Origin of the sequence: Microbacterium sp. MMO-113, from assembly GCF_037148555.1 — a bacterium.
GTDB lineage: Bacteria > Actinomycetota > Actinomycetes > Actinomycetales > Microbacteriaceae > Microbacterium.
Genome location: NZ_JBBCTD010000004.1, coordinates 1 through 16,064 on the forward strand (window position 1 = coordinate 1; position 16,064 = coordinate 16,064).

A 16,064-nucleotide genomic window follows, 5' to 3' on the forward strand; every position below is an offset into this window, starting at 1 on the left:
GACGAGGATAATTTGGCATTTGACAAGTGCACGCTGTTGAGTTCTCAAGGATCGGATGCTCCCACGACCCAGCCATCACAACCAGGCCCGCAGGGCAACTTCTCTATCTTACCGATCTCGTTTCCGTTGTCAAGTCCGAGTTTCTTCGGCCTGACCGTGGGAACGGATCAGCATCCTTCATCCTGTTCACTCAGAGTGTGTGGGATTCGGGAGGTGTTCGATGCTTGACGGGAGCCGGTCCGAGGACCTCCGCTCAACCGTTTGGGGCGAACAGGTAATAACTTACGTGGGTTCCGAGCATCGGGCAAATCACCGTCGATTCCCGGGCGTGTCGCCCGCCCCTCAGTCCGCGGCCCTTCCCGCCGGCGCGAATCGGGAGGAGTCGGAGTGGTCCTCGGGCTGCATATCCCCGACGCGCTTCGGCGTCGCGACGACGGCCAGCAGTGACACCAGGCAGGCGCCGATGACGAACAGCACCACGAGCCAGAGGCCTCCCCCGGCGGCCGCGACGAGAGCGGAGGCGATGAGGGGGGTCGGCCCCGCGACCAGAGCGCCGTTGAGCTCTCGGGCCGTCGCGACGCCCGTGAAGCGGTAGCGGGTCGGGAAGAGATTCGTGAGGAAGGTTCCGGTGGAGGCGGCGGTCGCTCCCACCGCGATGACACCGAGCGCCGTCATCCCGAGAGCGGCCAGCACCGGGTCGCCGGACTGCAGCGAAAGGAAGACCGGGTACGTGAGGACGATCCCGGCGACGGAACCGAAGACAACCACGTGCTTGGCCCCGAAACGATCGACCGCGACCCCACCGAGGACGGGAGCGAAGGCGGTGAGCAGCGAGGACACCAGGACCGAGATCAGCGCCTCGACCCGGGGCATGCCGACCGTCAGCGTGAGATAGCTCAGCGCGAAGGCGCTCAGCACGTAGTTCGTCACGTTGTGCCCGCAGACGCTGAAGAAGCCGAGGATGAGCTCGCGAGGACTGCGCCGGAAGAGCTCCGCCAAGGGCACCTTCGTCGCGGACTGCTCCGCGTTCGCCACAGCATCCCGGTACTCGGGCGTCTCCTCCAGACGACGACGGATCCAGAGCGCCAGCACGAACAGGACGGCGGAGACCAGGAACGGAATGCGCCAGGCCCAGCCGAGCAGCACGTCGCCGGGAAGCATCGAGGCGAACGTGAAGGCCAGCGTCGCGAGGAACGCTCCGCCCGGGGCGCCCGAGGTGACCAGTCCGATGACCCTTCCCCGGCGCGGTTCGGGTGCGTACTCCGCGACGAGCGTGAGGGCACCGGCGAGTTCCGCTCCGGCACCGAAGCCCTGGATGAAGCGGAACAGGATGAGCAGGATCGGCGCGGCCACCCCGATCGCCTCGGCGGTCGGGAGGACCCCGATGCCCACGGTCGCGATCCCCATGAGCACGATGGTCAGGATCATCGCGGGCTTCCTGCCGACCCGGTCGCCGAGGTGGGAGATGAGGAGGCCGCCGAGCGGCCGCACGACGAAGCCCACGGCGAAGGTCGCGAAGGCGAGCATCGAGGCGGAAGCCGGGATGACGTCCGGGAAGAAGAGCGGGCCGATCACGAGACCCGCGGCGGCGCCGTAGAGGGCGTAGTCATACCACTCGATGAGGGTGCCGAAGTAGGCGGCGGCGATCGCGCGCCTCGCCTGCGGGGTCATGGTGCGCTGCTGTTCGTGGGCCATGGGGTGTCCTTTCGTCATTGAAAAGTACTGGCGTGGTCGTGGCTATCCGGTGGGCGCGAGGACCGCGGTCCCCCGGCCGCGCAGCTCGGCGGTCGTGCGCACGCCGAGAAGCTGCATCGTCGACAGGGTCTCGTCCGCCACGAGGTCGAGCGCCCGCTCCACTCCGATGCGGCCGCCCGCCATGAGGCCGTACATGTATCCCCGGCCGAGGAAGACGAAGTCGGCCCCCGCGGCGATCGCGGCCACGACGTCGAGTCCGCTGCGGATACCGGAGTCGAGCAGGAGGGGGATGTCGTCGCCAAGGGCGGCCCGCACGGCGCCCACGACCTCGATGGGCGCGATCGCACGGTCCAGCTGGCGCCCACCGTGGTTGGAGAGCCAGATGGCGTCCGCGCCGGCGTCGATGAAGCGCTCGGCGTCGGTGGCGGAGAGGACGCCCTTCACCACGATGGGCCCGGCCCAGTTCCCCCGCAGCCACCGCACGTCGTCCAAGGACAGGGCGGGATCGAACATGCTGCTCACCACGTCGGTGACGCTTCCCGACCGCGGACCGAAGTTCGCCATGGCCGGTGCGTCGTGCGCCAGGAGGTCGAGCGACCACGCCGGGTGGAGTGCCGACTGCGCGGCAGTGCGCAACGTCAGCCGCGGCGGCATCGAAAGCCGGTTGCGGTCGTCGCGGTAGCGCTGCCCCGGGACCCGGGTGTCGACGGTCAGCACGAGCGTGTCGAACCCTGCCGCGGCGGCCCGCTCGATCAGGGCGAGCGACGCGGCGCGATCGCGCCGCAGGTAGAGCTGGAACCAGCGGCGCGCACCGGGGGCCGCGTCTGCGACGTGCTCGATGCTCCGCGTGCCCATCGTGGAGAGCACGAAGGGCACGTCGCGGCTCGCGGCCGCGCGCACACGTTGCGCGCCGCGCCGAGGATGCACTCGTGGAACGCGCGCGCCGCGTCGGTCAGCTCCGCCGTACCGGAGCCGCTGCGCTGCGCCTCCAGGATCGAGCTGAGCTCCTCGACGAAGGCCTCGTTGCCGTAGCGGGTCGCCCCCGCCGCCATCGGCGGTTCGATGATCAACCGCAGGTCGAGCACCTCGCGCACCTCGTTGATGCCCAGCGGGCGGACGACGTATCCGCGTCGGGGAAGGGCGACGACGAGCCCCTCGACGACGAGGATCTGCAGGGCCTCCCGCACCGGCGTCTTCGACACCCCGAAGCGCGCGGCCAGCTCGGGCTCGATGACGACCTCGCCCGGGGCGAGCCGGGTGCGGACGATGTCGTCCCGGAGCGCCACGTACACCTTCTGCGTGCGCGAAAGGACCCGATTCCCGTCGCCGAGAGCCGCGGCACGGCGCCGACTGTCGACGGCATGCGTGTGCAGGGTCGAGCCGGATTCGCTGGGCGTCGCGTCCATGCCCTCAGCCTAGGGGCACCGAATCGACCCCCGGCCGCTGCTGAGCGGTCTCGTCGCAGCGGTCGAATCGGGCCCGTGCGCCAGCTCCAACGAAAGAACCTCGCCCCGCGAGCTGCGGGGCGAGGTTCCTTCGTTCTGTTCCTGTGGACCTAAGGGGATTCGAACCCCTGACCTCCTCGATGCGAACGAGGCGCGCTACCAACTGCGCCATAGGCCCGTGAACGACATCTACGTTATCACGCTCGGGATCCCGGACACGTCGAGCGTTGAAGTTCGCTGATCTATCGCTGGCGACCCACCGCGGTGGGTCGTATCTTTGGCGATGGCGGAGTCGAAGGGGGCACGATCTTGACCACGCGACCGAACATTCTGTTCTTCCATGTCGACAACCTGGGGTTCGGCGAACTCAGCTGCTACAGCGGCGGTCCGTTGCGGGGCGCCTGGACCAAGCGCATCGATGAGTTCGCGGCACGCGGGTTCCGCATGACGAACTACGCCCCCGAAGCCCAGTGCACGCCGACCCGTTCGGCTCTGATGACGGGGCGGTATTCGATCCGTTCCGGCACCCACAGCGTGCCCCTCGGCGCTCCGGGCGGATGGGGACTCGTTGCGTGGGAGCGCACCCTCGGCGACGTCCTCTCCGAGGCCGGGTACGCGTGTGCGGTGTACGGCAAGTGGCACGTCGGCGAAGGCGCGGGGCGCTGGCCCACCGACAAGGGGTTCCGGGAGTGGTACGGACCGGCCCGCACCTACGACGAGGCGCTGTGGCCCTCCGATCCCTGGTACGACCCCGAACGCGACCCGGTATCGCGCATGCGGGAAGGCAAGCACGGCGACGCGGACGTGACCGAAGGCGTCCAGCTCACCCTCGACGTGCGGCGGGACGTCGACCGCGAGTACCTCGAGCGCGCGGAACGCTTCATGCGCGCATCGGTCGATGAGGACAAGCCGTTCTTCGTCTACTTCAACCACTCGCTCATGCATATGCCTGTCCTCGCCCGGGAAGAGTTCCAGGGCACCTCCGGCAACGGCGAATGGTCGGACGCGCTCCTCGAGCTCGACGCCGACTTCGGCCGCCTCGTCGACCTGATCCACGAGCTCGGCCTCTCCGACGACACGATCATCGTGTTCGCCGGTGACAACGGCCCGGAGGAGGTACTCACCTGGCGCGGCACGCCGGGCTTCTTCGAAGGGTCTTACTTCGCCGGCGGCGAGGGGAACCTGCGCACCCCCTGCATCGTGCAGTGGCCCGGCCACGTCGCCGAAGGCGTCGTCAGCAACGAGATCATGCATGTGACCGACTGGTTCACCACGCTGATCTCCGCAGCCGGCGCGGAGTTGCCCGACGACCGCGTCATCGACGGCGTCGACCAGTCGAACTGGCTCGCCGGTCACCAAGAGGCGTCGGCACGTGACGGCTTTCCCTACTGGATGGGTGAGAAGCTGTACGGCGTCAAGTGGCGGAACTTCAAACTCGCTCTCGTCGCCCAACGCTACGCGAACGATCCACCGGCAGAGCTGAGCTCGCCGCACCTGATCAATCTGATCACGGACCCGCAGGAGCGCGAGCCGATCGACGCGCAGTACCTGCACAGCTGGACGATCACGCACTTCAACCGCATCCTCGGCGAGTTCCGCGCTTCGGTGCAGCGCGAGCCATTGATCCCCGCAGGTGCACCCATAGACCACATCCCGGGGCCGACCGGAGGCTAGGCCCCGTCGGCGACTCTTCTCCAGCGCGGTCGCCATGGTGATGTTGACGAGGTCTGCTCGCCCCTGACAGTGTCGTGGAAGGTGGCGCATCGGCTACCACCAGACGGAGAGGTTGTCGATGTCGCGAGTCGCGTCCGCGGACGAACGGGTGGCGGTCGAGCATCGAGTGCTCGGGTTGGACAGGCGCACGTTCGCGAAGGCGATCTTCGTCGGGGTCGTGTTCCTCGTGTTCACGGTCGTGATCCCCCGCATCGATGCGGCGATCCCCTGGAACGACCCGGTGGTCGCCGGTGACGAGCTCGCACTCACCGAGGACATCGCTTTCACGCCGGCCGTGGGGTGGAACATCGAGGCGGGTCACCGCCTGAACGCGGACGGGTCTGTGGACCAGAGCGGCGACGCGACGCTCACGGGCTCGGGCGTTGAGTTCGATGTGACGACGGGCGCCTTCGAAGGCACCCCCCAAGAGTTGCTCGCTCAGATCGACAAGGTCACCGCGGCAACCGTCGACCCCGCTTTCCGCGTCGACGGCGCTGCGGCGACCATGCGCACCGACTCCGGTGAGAGCGGAGTCCTTCAGCAGTACAGCAGCATGAACGAGGACGGCGTCATCGCCGCATTCGTCATCGACGGAACGGGAATCAAGGTGACCGCACACGGCTCGCCCGCGCAGATGAAGGCTGCGGCACAGCAGATCGCCGACATGGTCGCCAGCATCCGTACCCTCGACGCGGAGGACGCCTCATGAGCCAGCAGACACTCGGCACCGCAACGCTGGACCCCGAGGAGCGGCAGCGCGTCGCCATCGACATTTCCGGGTGGGGGCAGCCGTTCCGGTTCGTCCAGCTCCGCAACCTCTGCTTCTGGGTGTACGTCGTGCTGACCGGCATCGGTGTCGTGCACATCTGGTCGTACTTCCGCAGCGACGTCGTGTTCTACGCCGAGCCGTTCGCCGTCGCCGCCGTTCTGTGCCTGCTCAGCGGGGCGGCGTGGGCCGGATGGTTCCACCACATCGACCGGTGGGAACGCCAGCCCGGCGGGTTGATCGCCGCTGCCCTGGTGTGGGGTGCGATCCCGGCGACGTTCGCGTTCGCTCTGCCCGTCAACTCCGCCATGCTCGGCATCTACCCCAAGCTGTTCGGCCAGGACTGGGCTGCGAACTGGGCGGCAGGCCTGACCGCTCCCTTCACCGAGGAACTCGCGAAGCTCTGCGGTCTCATCCTGCTGATGGGGCTCGCCCCGCGCCTCATCCGCACCGCGAACGACGGACTCATCATCGGCGCCTTCCTCGGCCTCGGCTTCGCCGTCTTCGAGGACTTCCTCTACGCCGCCAACGGCACCATGACCTCGCTCAGTGCGAACCCGGACAGCGCCGCTGTGACGATCTCCATCACCCGCATCGCCACCAGCGCGGTTTCGCACCCTCTGTTCAGCGCCTTGGTCTGCAGCGGCGCGATCTACATCCTCGGCACGGCTGCTCAGCCGCGGCGTGTGCTCCGCGGCATCCTGTTCGTCCTCGCCGGCATGTTCCTCCACTTCACCTGGGACGACGCCACCGGTCTCGGCGGCGGGAACGGTCTGGGGGTCGTCGCGGTCATGGCCGGGTCCGTCATCCTCGCCCTCGTCATTCTCAGCATCGCGTTCCGCCTCGCCGCGCCCCGAGAGCACCAGTTCGTGCGCGACCTTCTCGCGCCCGAGGTCGCAGCCGGCACCGTCACCGACGAGGAGATCGAGGCCATGGTCGACCGCAAGGCCCGGAAGACATGGTTGCGAGCCGCTCCCGGCCACCGCGAGAGGCGAGCCCGAAAGCACCTCCGTCACGCCCTGTTCGACCTCGTGCACGCCATCGCCCAACCGGACGACAAGCACGCCGAAGAGCTCGAGCACGCCCGCGGCGAGGTCTCCAGGCTCCGCATCCAGGCTCGGAGCTGAGGCGCATGCAACCCCGCTGATGGGCAGACCGCTCAACGGGGGCTCGCAGGCGCAGCCTTGAGCAGCGTCGGCCCGATTCGAGAGTTCCACGACCACAGCGGCGAGCACGGCGCACCGGCGGCGCTGTTCGGCTTCTCCTCCTCTGAGACGCTCCGTGGGCATGATCCTCTGAAGATCGCAGACACCTTCCGTTCTCAATTGGAGCGGCTTTTCGGCTCGGACGCTGACTCCCCGGTGGAAACACACACGTCCTGGATTGGCGCGATGAGGAGTTCACATCGCCGCGCCAACCACCGTTCAGCGCCCCATCCGCGAACTTCGGTTACGACTGCTATCAGGGACCGACGTTCGGCCGCGTGCACTGGGCTTCTACGGAAACGTCAACGGAGTTCGCCGGCCATGTCGAGGGCGCGATTCGCGCGGGTGCGCGGGCCGCGCGAAACGAAACGCCGTCGTGGCTTCGACATCGTGACACGGAGGCCAAGGCAGTCCGCTTCTCGCGAACCCTGAGCGAACGCGTCCACGGAGACACCCAGTTTCGCACCAACGATGCACCACATCTCGCCCCGGCATACGCGTGGGTGAGCGACCTAGTTTCAGCTCAGCTGAGACGGGCGAACTAGCGTCGCTCCCGTGTCGAGAGTTCCCTGCGCCCATCTCCAGATCATCTCTTTCACGTTGGGCGAGACCTCGTTCCACTCAACCCACTCCGCGAGCGCTGCCCGAAGGTACGGTGCCTTCGCGCCCTTCTTTGACGATGCCTTCTTTGCTCCGCCCTTCGATCCGAGATCCGACATCAGCTCATTGCGAGTGACACTAGCGAAACCCCAGCGAACGGCGAACAGATTCGCTCGAACATCACTGATCGACTCAAGCATTGAGTACTCCAAGTCGACTGAACTGAGGTGAAGAGGTACACCGCTGGCTCGCGCGGCCGCGTTGAGGTCGACAGTGCGCTGAGCTACCAACGCGGCCTCTGCCGGCGTTGGATTCTTCGCATCAACACCTGAGGTGAGTGCAGTGGCAGAGGACGAGAGTGCCGTGGGGACAACGATGGAAGACTCTCGAAGGGCCCGCACGACATCCGCGCCAGCGTCGATGGAGTCGCCGCAGACCAAGACATTGTAGGCGTGCTCACCGGCAGCGGGGTTCGAGAATCTCCTCAATAGTCGAAGCCATGGTCCGAAGCTTTCCTTGCTACCGACTGCGCATACGCGCATCCGATTCAGCACTTCCGCTGGCAGCACACCGTACAAGCGCCGCCGCAGCGATTCGAGGTACGCCACATCACCAGGTCCCTCAACCAACAGCAAGCTGCGGTCAAACATCGCGCCATGCACCCAAGACGAAAGGAAGTAACGATCCTTCTCCTCCTGCACCGGATCTACCGACGCTGAGGGGTAAACGGTATGGCTTCGCAACACTACGACTTGATGAGGTCGAGCCTCCGCCAGAATCGCGTTGCTATGTGTCGTCGCGATTGTCTGGATCCCGACTTGCGCCAGGACCTGCTGAGCGATCGTGCGCTGAGCACTCGGGTGCAGAAATGCTTCAGGTTCTTCGACCAGGAGCAACACCCGCTGCTGATCGTCTGCGGGTGTCCTGGCTAATGCCATAGCGAGCGCCGACTGGAGACCAGCACCCAAGTACTCGACACCCACAGCGTTCGCATCATGTTCACCCAGACTGAACTTTGCATTCGTGCGGCCGATCATCAACTCGACTAGGTCCACCGAGGACAGCGGTGAGTCGAAGGAGACCGTCGGGTTGAAGCCGCCTTGAAGCCGGGAAGATACTTGCGCCCACATCGCTGAGGAAAAGCTCGAAGCATGCTTGGCCAACATCGCTGCAGCAGCTTGCACCTGCTTCGGCGCTCCCGCCGGCCGCCCGATGCCGTCGTAGACCATCCCTTGTGTAAGGCTTCTCCGTAGCGCATCCCGCATCACGCCTTGAAACAGGGCCGATCCGCCGTCCCTCACCGCAGGTATGTACAGACACCGATACGCTGCCTGCAGGCGTTCAATGAGCTGGATTGCGTTCTCTTCGCTCTCCGGTTTCTCGCCACTGGTGGGAGCTCCGAGCCGCGCGAAGTTTGCGCCCGCGCGGAATTGAACCCTAACTTCCGCGATGCCGCCCTTCGCAGCGAACTTGCGAGCGGATCTGCCGTCTGCGATCTCGATTCTCAGGAATAGGCGGCGCGCGCGATTGCGTGTTTCGCGAGCTGGGAGCAGGAGTTGCGCTTCCAACGCGTCAAGACCACGACGATCACGGAGCAGGTCTCCATCTAGCTTGTTCAGGAGCCAATCGATGATCCGAAGAAGAGAGGTCTTGCCTGAGTTGTTCTCACCGATGAGAAGCATGTCGTCCCGAAGGGGGAACTCCGTGGTTCTGAATCCCCCGATGTTCTCAAGTCGCACGCTAATCAACTTCATGACGCATCCCTATCCACAGCAACTCTCCAACTCTAGAGCCGAGGATGGAACGTGCTTCCACGGAGGGGGGGGTATCACGACGGGAGGTCACCTTTCGGCTGCGCCTGCGATCAACTCAAAACGCTCAAGCTTCGATACTCTCGGGGCATGATCACCGTGTTTCTCGATGAGTCCGGAACTCATGCAACCTCGCCGGGGATCCTGGTAGGCGCGGTCGTGACTCCTGACGCCGCGGTTCTGGAGCGCGAGGTCGTCGCCGTATATGCCGACGTCCTTGCGGATGGGGTTTATTGGCACGAGCCTCACAAGCGCACCGAGTTCGCGACCCGTGGGTTTCACCATGCTGACGACAACGACACCATCCGCCAGGCATTCGTTCAGGCCTTTCGTTCGATGGACTTCCGAGCGCACGTCGCTTTTTCACGGCGTGCGTCCGCGGTTGACGACGTATCACTCATGATCAACATGTACTACACGCTCGTGCGCAACATCGTTCTGCGGTACCGAACTTCTGAGGTTCTGTTCGTGTTCGAAGAAGAGTCGAGGATGGATGGTCTGTATGCCGCGATCGTCGGCGCCGCGTGTGATGATCTCGCGAAGGTGGCTGGCGTCGAACTCAACGTCGACACACAGATAGGAACGAAGGCTGCGCCCGCGCTCGCGTTAGTTGACTACGTCCTCGCTCTGTCAAGCATGGCTCTGTTCGCGAACCCGAGACCGTTCGAGCAGTCGCGCATCAATCATGGACTAGACGTTCACCTCGCGCACTTGATCGACTTCGATCGACGTCTCCACCAGTCTGCACGGAAGGGAATAGAGTTGCTATGAGGTCCGGGGAGCAAGCATTCGGGGCGCGAGTCGCGTCTGTGATCTTACGGTCCACTACTAGTCGGGGATGATGAGCCCCCGGACCTCAGCAGCGGCGTTCATATCGACCCTGCGACATTTGGAGCCGTTCCTCGGCGCGACTCAGGAACAGCTTGAGTATTACGCCGATCAATTGGATCGGTCCCGTCTTGTCGAGCGATATATGGTCGACCGCGGTGGCAAGCCACGGGAAGTGACGCGTCCCACCAGCGAATCTCTGAAGAACATCCACCGGCGGCTGCTTGCTCTACTCACAGGCGTGAGCATTGATCTGCCGTCACATGTGACCGGCTACGTTCGCGGGCGATCGATCCTCCTCAACGCAGCACCACATGTCGGGAACCGTTTCCTCCAACGCTTCGACTTGAAGTCGTTCTTCGACCACATCGACAGGGGAGCAATCGTCGGAGGGCTACGTCATTACGGATTCCACGAAGTGGTCGCCGAGATGCTGGCCCGGCTGTCTACCGTGAACGGCAAGCTGCCCACCGGCTTCGCCACCAGTCCAGCCATGGCGAACGTGGCCATGGCGAGTTTCGACGCTGATCTGGTCGCGCTCGCCGCTACCCGCGGGCTTTCTGTCACTCGATACGCCGATGACATTACGCTTTCCGGGAGCTCGCCCTTCGACGTGACCGGCGACATGGTTGGCATCAGCGAAATGCATGGACACGAGATCAATCTGGAGAAGGCGCGGACGCTGAAATACGGGCAGCCGCTCTACGTGACCGGACTCTCGACGTCCGAAGCGGATCGTCCGAGACTCCCGCGACCGTTCAAGAAGCGACTGCGGCAGGAGCTCTACTACATCGGTCGATTTGGCCTAGAGTCGCATGCGCAGCGGACCGGCGTGGCCCCGGATACGTTGCGTCTCCGTTTGGGAGGCCGAATCGCTTACGCCGAATCCATCGAGCCCTCGTTCGTCGCAGGGCTGCTCGAGACCCTTCCGCGAGGCGCCACACTGGTTCGGCGGGTGCCCTCCGTCGAAAGCGAGGAAAAACGAACGGCCAGCCTCTTGCGGCTCGCAGCTCGCGTCACTGAGCGCAACTCTGGAAGGGCACCGGCCTATACACCGACACACACTTTCTCCGAGTAGCAGTCCACGCGGTAGATCGCTCGTCCGGAGAAAGTCCGACATCTCCGAAACGAACAGGGATTCACATCGTGCATGCGAGACGCCATCAGTGGTCACCTGTCAACACGAGCGTGACCGCGATATCCCGCAGACTGGTGCAGACGCGCATCTACTCCGCAATTCCGGTAAATCCGTTGCATTCCTAGGACAGAAAAAACCTGATCTGAGCTGGCTCTTGAGCAGCGGCAGCGAAAGCATCCCGCTCGCATGGAGTTCCCAATCGCGCTGGCCGCAGGACCCGGCCCGAGCCTGTTACCGCTGCGTTACCGTGCCCGCATCCGCGGAGACGACGAAGGCCCCGCATCCCAGTCGTTACAACGGGAGTCGGGGCCTTCGTGTTGGCGGTGACGGTGGGATTTGAACCCTAATGTAGTCCTGCGGTATGCGGGGGCAGAGTCGGCAATACCGCGATTTAACGGGGTTCTTGACCGCGGATCGATCACTGTCGATCCTGTGAAGTCCGGTTTGGATGTGTCCACGGGTGTGTCCACGAAGTCACCCGCTAGCCCAGCGCCCCATAGTTCTCGTCGGGCAGATCGCGCACAAACCTGACTGCTTCCTCGACTGGAATCAGCGCCTTCGTGCCGGAGTACACGGGGGTGATGTCTCGACGGTCGATGTGCTGGTAGATCCGAGCGTCGGACAGGCCTACGGCATACGCAAGCTCAGCCACGGTGAACGCGATCCGGGGAACGCCATTCATCGATTCGGCGATCTCCTCACGTACGACCGCGCGAATGCGCTCGAGATCCACGTCCGTGAGGCGCGGGATGAAGGGGAGTTGTGGTTCCGGACGCGGGAGCGGCTCGGGCAGTGCACTTCGAAACTGTGGATGAGTCGCCAGATACTCTTCCTGGCGCTCCCACTTGGCAGGCAGACGGCCGCGTCGCGTCCAAAAGACCTCGCCAGTGTCGACGCGCTGGACACGGATGCTGCTTTCGTAGTTGTAGCCCGCGTCCAACACCTTCACCTCAATCAGCGGCCCGTGGCTGAGCGTGATCTTATAAGCCCAACGCTCGCCGGCCCTGATTCCGAGTTCCTTAGGCACGGCCGAGAGCTTACCCACCAACTGGGGGGTTTCGAGGAATACGTTAACGACAAAAGGCCCGCCCCAGCCGAAGCCGGGACGGGCCTTACGTCACAAGTACGACGGTAGTGATTCGTCGTAGTCGGGGAACCTGTGCCAGATAGACGAGCTGATGCCGGACCGCTCGAGGCGGAAGGCCAACAGCTCACCGCCGATCGCGACCGCCTTTTCCCCCTGCTCCCGGAACCGCTGCTGCTCTTCGCGCAGACAGTATGCCAGGGCGATCCTCTCCTCAATTTCGTATGGGATGTCGGCGGTGAACGTCTGTGGTCCGGGCTTCACCATGAACCTGTTCCCGTGGAACCGCTCAGACTCAAAATCACCGCCCCTCATCGACGTGTACGTGTACGACACCAGATGGTCTGACCCGATCGGGAACCCGTACAGGTAGATGGTGGATGTCTCCGCATCGCCGTACTCCTCGGTGACCTGGGCGCGGAAGTCTCGCAGCTTCTCAGGGGCGATGTTGTCGACGTCGCCGATGTCCCGTAGGTCGGAGTTGTTGACGATGAAAGCGAGTAGCGCCGCAGCAACTTCCGCGGTTCCCGTCGCCGCCATCACCATGTTCAGGTGGGGAATCGGATACACCTTGGGGTAGTACATCGCGGGTGTGTCTTCGTCTCCGCGAACCACGAGGGTGTCCGCCGCGAGCTCAACCCAGTCTTCCCACTGGAAGACCATCAACAGGCTCATTTCCATCCCCTCCGCATCGCTGCCTCGTGGTGCGTCGATACATCCATGTAGATCGCGTCGCTGTCAGGAGCCGCAACCAGAGTGCCGGCGTTGCGCCTCCCCGAGAGTGTTGCTCGCCACTCCTCGATCGCAGAGTGACCACCCGCAGCATCGACCTCATCAGCAGGGATTACATGCTCACCAGGCGCGAGCATCCGCAGCTCAGAGTCTTTGCCCTTCGGCCCCCGGCCACGAACGGGTCCGCCTGATGACATCCCGGGAGCGACCGTCTTACTCCCCACGCGGAACGACTGACCGCCCTCGGCGTCCACAAACACCTTGACCCGGCGACCGTTGTTCAACGTCACGAACCGGTCAATCTGGTTCTGCGCTGACGCGGTTTCGACGAGCATGTCGATGGTCTTCTTGTTGGGCATCTGGAAGATCCGATCCGCCAACACCTTCACCTCGCCGGCGTTGTAACCGGCAGCTATCGCAGCATCGATGAATGCCTGACGCTGCTGAGCCAACGTGGAGTTCCACTTCTTCGCTGCCTCGTCCGCACTCATCGTCGCCAGATCCTGCTCAAACTGAGCCCGAGCCGCGCTCTGAGCAGCAGCCGCCACCTCCGAAAGAGCCGCCGCATTCGCAGACCCCGCCGCAGTGCTTTCATTGAGCGAGTTGCCGTTCTTGGCCACCACATCAGACAGGCCCACAAGCGCGTCCTGATACCGCGCGTTCGCGGTAACCGCATCCTGGGCCACGCCATTGGCGGCGTTGATCTTGTCAATCAGGCCGGTGAGCTGCGAACTGAGATCCTGCACGGCATCCGCCTGCGCAACGTACGAATCAGTGGCACTGTCAGACTGAGCCGTGGAGGTCGACGTGGCTTCCTCCTCTTGGCCTTTCAGTTTGATCGCGTCGTCGATCGCGCCATTCTGCTTCTGAATGCCGCCGATCATTGCCTCGAGCGCTGCACGAGTCTCGTACGCGTTCATTCCGGTCTCCTCCTGGATGCGGTTGAAGGCCTCCTGGTCGCCGTTCAGAGCGTCGTAATAGGTGCTGAGCGCGTCGATCGCGTCCGCATTCTTCAACGCCGCGTCCGTGACCACATCGGCCCCCACACCCAGCTTCTCCGCCGCGTCAAAGGCGGACTGCCAGTTGAACGTCAGCAGCTCGCCGCCCTTCTGCAACTCGTCGATCGCCGTGGAGCGTGCAGCGTCGGACAGCTTGTTCGTGCCGTCCTCGATCGAGTCCGCGTACGCCTGAGCTCGCGCTTGGGCCTTCTGGTGCTGGGAGGCAAGTTCACCGACGATGAGGAACAACCCACCGAGAGCGAGACCCGCGGCGCCGGCCGTCAGACCGATGCCTTTCATCGTCCAGGTGGACGCTTGCACCGTCGCCTTGAATTCGAGCCATTTCGGAACGGCGAGGAAAGCCGCCCCGCCCGTGAGAGCGACAGCGGCCGCAGCACCCCCTAGAGCCATCACCGACGCCTGTACCGGCGCAGGCAGATCGTTGTACATACCGATCAGGCCCGTGAGGGCCTGCACCATCGTCCGCAGAGTCTCATTCGCCGTCGAGCCTGTATCAATCAGAGCCGTCTCAAAAGCGCCCCCGAGGGCTTCCACATCGCCCTTGAGGTTATCGAGCCGCATAGCCGCCGTGGAGGCCGCGTAGCCCTGGTCGTTGACCTCATCAGTCCACTTCTCGATGCCCTCCGCGCCCTGCTGGTACAGGACCGTCGCGGCACGAACAGCATCAGCGCCGAAGATCGTTTTGAGCGTCGCGTTCTGCTGTTCCGTCGACAACCCAGACAGGCCCTCCTTGAGCCGGCCCGCGTACTCCGACAGACCGACGAAGTTCCCCTGCGCGTCATACGCCTGCAAGTTGTACTTCTCCATCAAAGTTGCCGCCGCCGCGGACGTCGGATTCAACGACTGGAGCATGGTCTTGAACGAGGTACCGGCATCCGAACCGAGGAGACCGGCCGACGCGAACGCCGCAAGACCCGCGGTCGTCTCTTCAATCGAGAGACCCGTCTGCTTCGCGACAAGTGCCGACTGGTTCAACGCCTGCGACAGATCAGACACGTCTCCCATCGCCTTACCCGCACCGGCAGCAAGCAGATCCGCGACGTGAGCCATGTCCGAACCCTCAAGGTTGAACTGCTGCAACGACGTGGCCGCGATCCCCGCGGCCGTCGCAACATCAAGGCCGCCAGCCGCCGCGAGATCCAGCGCACCAGCCAGACCGCCACCGAGGATGTCCTTCGTGGACACCCCCGCCTTCGCAAGCTCCTCGATCGCCTGCGCAGACTCCGTAGCCGAAAACACTGTCGACTCGCCCGCATCCAAAGCCGCCTGACGCAACAAGCCCATGTTCGCCGCAGTCTCATGCGTCGCGGCCTGCACATTCGACATCTGCGCATCGAAATCCATGCTCGCCTTCGTCGCCGCAGCAAGCCCGGCCGTCAGGAGAGCACCCATAGTCAGACCGGTCGCCCCAAGCTGCTGGAAGGCTTGCTTTTTCTGCGCCAGCTTCTCCGCCTCAGTGCCCACCGTCGCGGTCGCATTCGCCGCATCACGCATCGACTTCTCATAGGCCGCCACCACCGCGGATAGACGGACCTTCACCACCCGTTCAGGCATCAGTTGCCTCCTTCTTCCTTCGAGCCAACAGCGCCTCACGCCGCTGCTCCGGCTCCCACACGTTCAATGCCCAAACAGCCATCCGGAAATCCTTCTGATCCTCCGGCGGCATCTGCTCGTATAACTCCGGCCAGACGTACACGGCCTGCTTATCCCGCACCCGAAACAAGTCATCCTCGTCACCGTCAACGACCAGCGTCACCCCCGGGTAATTCCTGGCCACGGCGTCAAGATTGAACCACAACGGCATATCAACCGCGACACCAGGCCGAGGCGGAAATCGGTCCGCGAGCTCACTGAATTCTTTGGGGTGGATAAACGGCACCTGAAATGTCGCCGCCAGTCCCCCGAACACGGTCTCAACCTCTACCGGACCGATCTCCGCGTAGTGAGCTTTCGCCTCAGCTACCAATTCCTCTGCAAGCTGCTTTTGCCGCTCCACCAACTGCTTCACCTTCTCGCTCATCTTCTTCC

The 16,064-nt window shown here is 64.2% G+C and carries 15 protein-coding genes and 1 tRNA gene; 7 read left to right on the forward strand and 9 right to left on the reverse strand.

What is annotated here, in order from left to right; genetic code table 11:
• Positions 1 to 228: hypothetical protein (locus tag WFJ36_RS13690; RefSeq protein ID WP_336643486.1), on the forward strand; the 228-nt coding region annotated here is incomplete at its 5' end.
• A gap of 114 nt (positions 229 to 342) precedes the next feature.
• Here the strand turns inward: WFJ36_RS13690 and WFJ36_RS13695 are convergent.
• The 4 genes from WFJ36_RS13695 to WFJ36_RS13710 form a co-directional block, all read right to left on the reverse strand.
• Entirely contained in the window at positions 343 to 1,695 is a 1,353-nt protein-coding gene (locus tag WFJ36_RS13695) for an MFS transporter (RefSeq protein ID WP_336643487.1), read from the reverse strand.
• Positions 1,696 to 1,737: 42 nt separating this feature from the next.
• The gene (locus WFJ36_RS13700; RefSeq protein WP_336643712.1) at positions 1,738 to 2,562 is read right to left on the reverse strand and encodes an alpha-hydroxy acid oxidase; all 825 of its coding nucleotides are present in this window, start codon (positions 2,560 to 2,562) and stop codon (positions 1,738 to 1,740) included.
• Positions 2,448 to 3,101 (reverse strand): GntR family transcriptional regulator, encoded by a 654-nt coding sequence (locus WFJ36_RS13705; protein WP_336643488.1) that lies wholly within the window; start codon positions 3,099 to 3,101, stop codon positions 2,448 to 2,450. Before WFJ36_RS13705 ends, WFJ36_RS13700 begins: the two co-directional genes overlap by 115 nt.
• Before the next feature lie 144 nt (positions 3,102 to 3,245).
• Positions 3,246 to 3,318: transfer RNA gene (locus WFJ36_RS13710), tRNA-Ala, on the reverse strand.
• A 131-nt stretch (positions 3,319 to 3,449) separates the two neighbouring features.
• Here WFJ36_RS13710 and WFJ36_RS13715 point away from each other — a divergent pair.
• From WFJ36_RS13715 to WFJ36_RS17155, 4 genes are all read left to right on the forward strand, one after another.
• Positions 3,450 to 4,814 (forward strand): sulfatase-like hydrolase/transferase, encoded by a 1,365-nt coding sequence (locus WFJ36_RS13715; protein WP_292786213.1) that lies wholly within the window; start codon positions 3,450 to 3,452, stop codon positions 4,812 to 4,814.
• A gap of 118 nt (positions 4,815 to 4,932) precedes the next feature.
• Positions 4,933 to 5,562 (forward strand): hypothetical protein, encoded by a 630-nt coding sequence (locus tag WFJ36_RS13720; RefSeq protein ID WP_292786211.1) that lies wholly within the window; start codon positions 4,933 to 4,935, stop codon positions 5,560 to 5,562.
• Complete coding sequence (locus WFJ36_RS13725) at positions 5,559 to 6,746, forward strand: PrsW family intramembrane metalloprotease (protein WP_071329960.1); 1,188 nt, start codon at positions 5,559 to 5,561, stop codon at positions 6,744 to 6,746. Before WFJ36_RS13720 ends, WFJ36_RS13725 begins: the two co-directional genes overlap by 4 nt.
• 251 nt (positions 6,747 to 6,997) lie before the next feature.
• Complete coding sequence (locus WFJ36_RS17155) at positions 6,998 to 7,369, forward strand: FAD-dependent oxidoreductase (protein WP_442927879.1); 372 nt, start codon at positions 6,998 to 7,000, stop codon at positions 7,367 to 7,369.
• Here the strand turns inward: WFJ36_RS17155 and WFJ36_RS13730 are convergent.
• Positions 7,343 to 9,178 (reverse strand): ATP-dependent nuclease, encoded by a 1,836-nt coding sequence (locus tag WFJ36_RS13730; RefSeq protein ID WP_336643489.1) that lies wholly within the window; start codon positions 9,176 to 9,178, stop codon positions 7,343 to 7,345. The two genes, WFJ36_RS17155 and WFJ36_RS13730, sit on opposite strands and share 27 nt — an antisense overlap.
• 147 nt (positions 9,179 to 9,325) lie before the next feature.
• Here WFJ36_RS13730 and WFJ36_RS13735 point away from each other — a divergent pair, with 147 nt between their 5' ends.
• The gene (locus WFJ36_RS13735; RefSeq protein WP_336643490.1) at positions 9,326 to 10,006 is read left to right on the forward strand and encodes a hypothetical protein; all 681 of its coding nucleotides are present in this window, start codon (positions 9,326 to 9,328) and stop codon (positions 10,004 to 10,006) included.
• 118 nt (positions 10,007 to 10,124) lie between these two features.
• Entirely contained in the window at positions 10,125 to 11,141 is a 1,017-nt protein-coding gene (locus WFJ36_RS13740; protein ID WP_336643491.1) for a reverse transcriptase family protein, read from the forward strand.
• A 541-nt stretch (positions 11,142 to 11,682) separates the two neighbouring features.
• On the opposite strand, the gene WFJ36_RS13745 is transcribed toward WFJ36_RS13740, so the two are convergent.
• The 4 genes from WFJ36_RS13745 to WFJ36_RS13760 all read right to left on the reverse strand — a co-directional run bounded on the left by WFJ36_RS13745 (position 11,683) and on the right by WFJ36_RS13760 (position 16,056).
• The gene (locus WFJ36_RS13745) at positions 11,683 to 12,228 is read right to left on the reverse strand and encodes a hypothetical protein (RefSeq protein ID WP_336643492.1); all 546 of its coding nucleotides are present in this window, start codon (positions 12,226 to 12,228) and stop codon (positions 11,683 to 11,685) included.
• A 90-nt stretch (positions 12,229 to 12,318) separates the two neighbouring features.
• Entirely contained in the window at positions 12,319 to 12,960 is a 642-nt protein-coding gene (locus WFJ36_RS13750; protein WP_336643493.1) for a hypothetical protein, read from the reverse strand.
• Positions 12,957 to 15,590, reverse strand: a complete 2,634-nt coding sequence (locus tag WFJ36_RS13755; protein ID WP_336643494.1) for a phage tail tape measure protein — start codon at positions 15,588 to 15,590, stop codon at positions 12,957 to 12,959. The genes WFJ36_RS13750 and WFJ36_RS13755 overlap by 4 nt, the downstream gene beginning before the upstream one ends.
• The gene (locus tag WFJ36_RS13760; protein WP_336643495.1) at positions 15,583 to 16,056 is read right to left on the reverse strand and encodes a hypothetical protein; all 474 of its coding nucleotides are present in this window, start codon (positions 16,054 to 16,056) and stop codon (positions 15,583 to 15,585) included. Before WFJ36_RS13760 ends, WFJ36_RS13755 begins: the two co-directional genes overlap by 8 nt.
• Between the last annotated feature and the right edge of the window lie 8 nt (positions 16,057 to 16,064).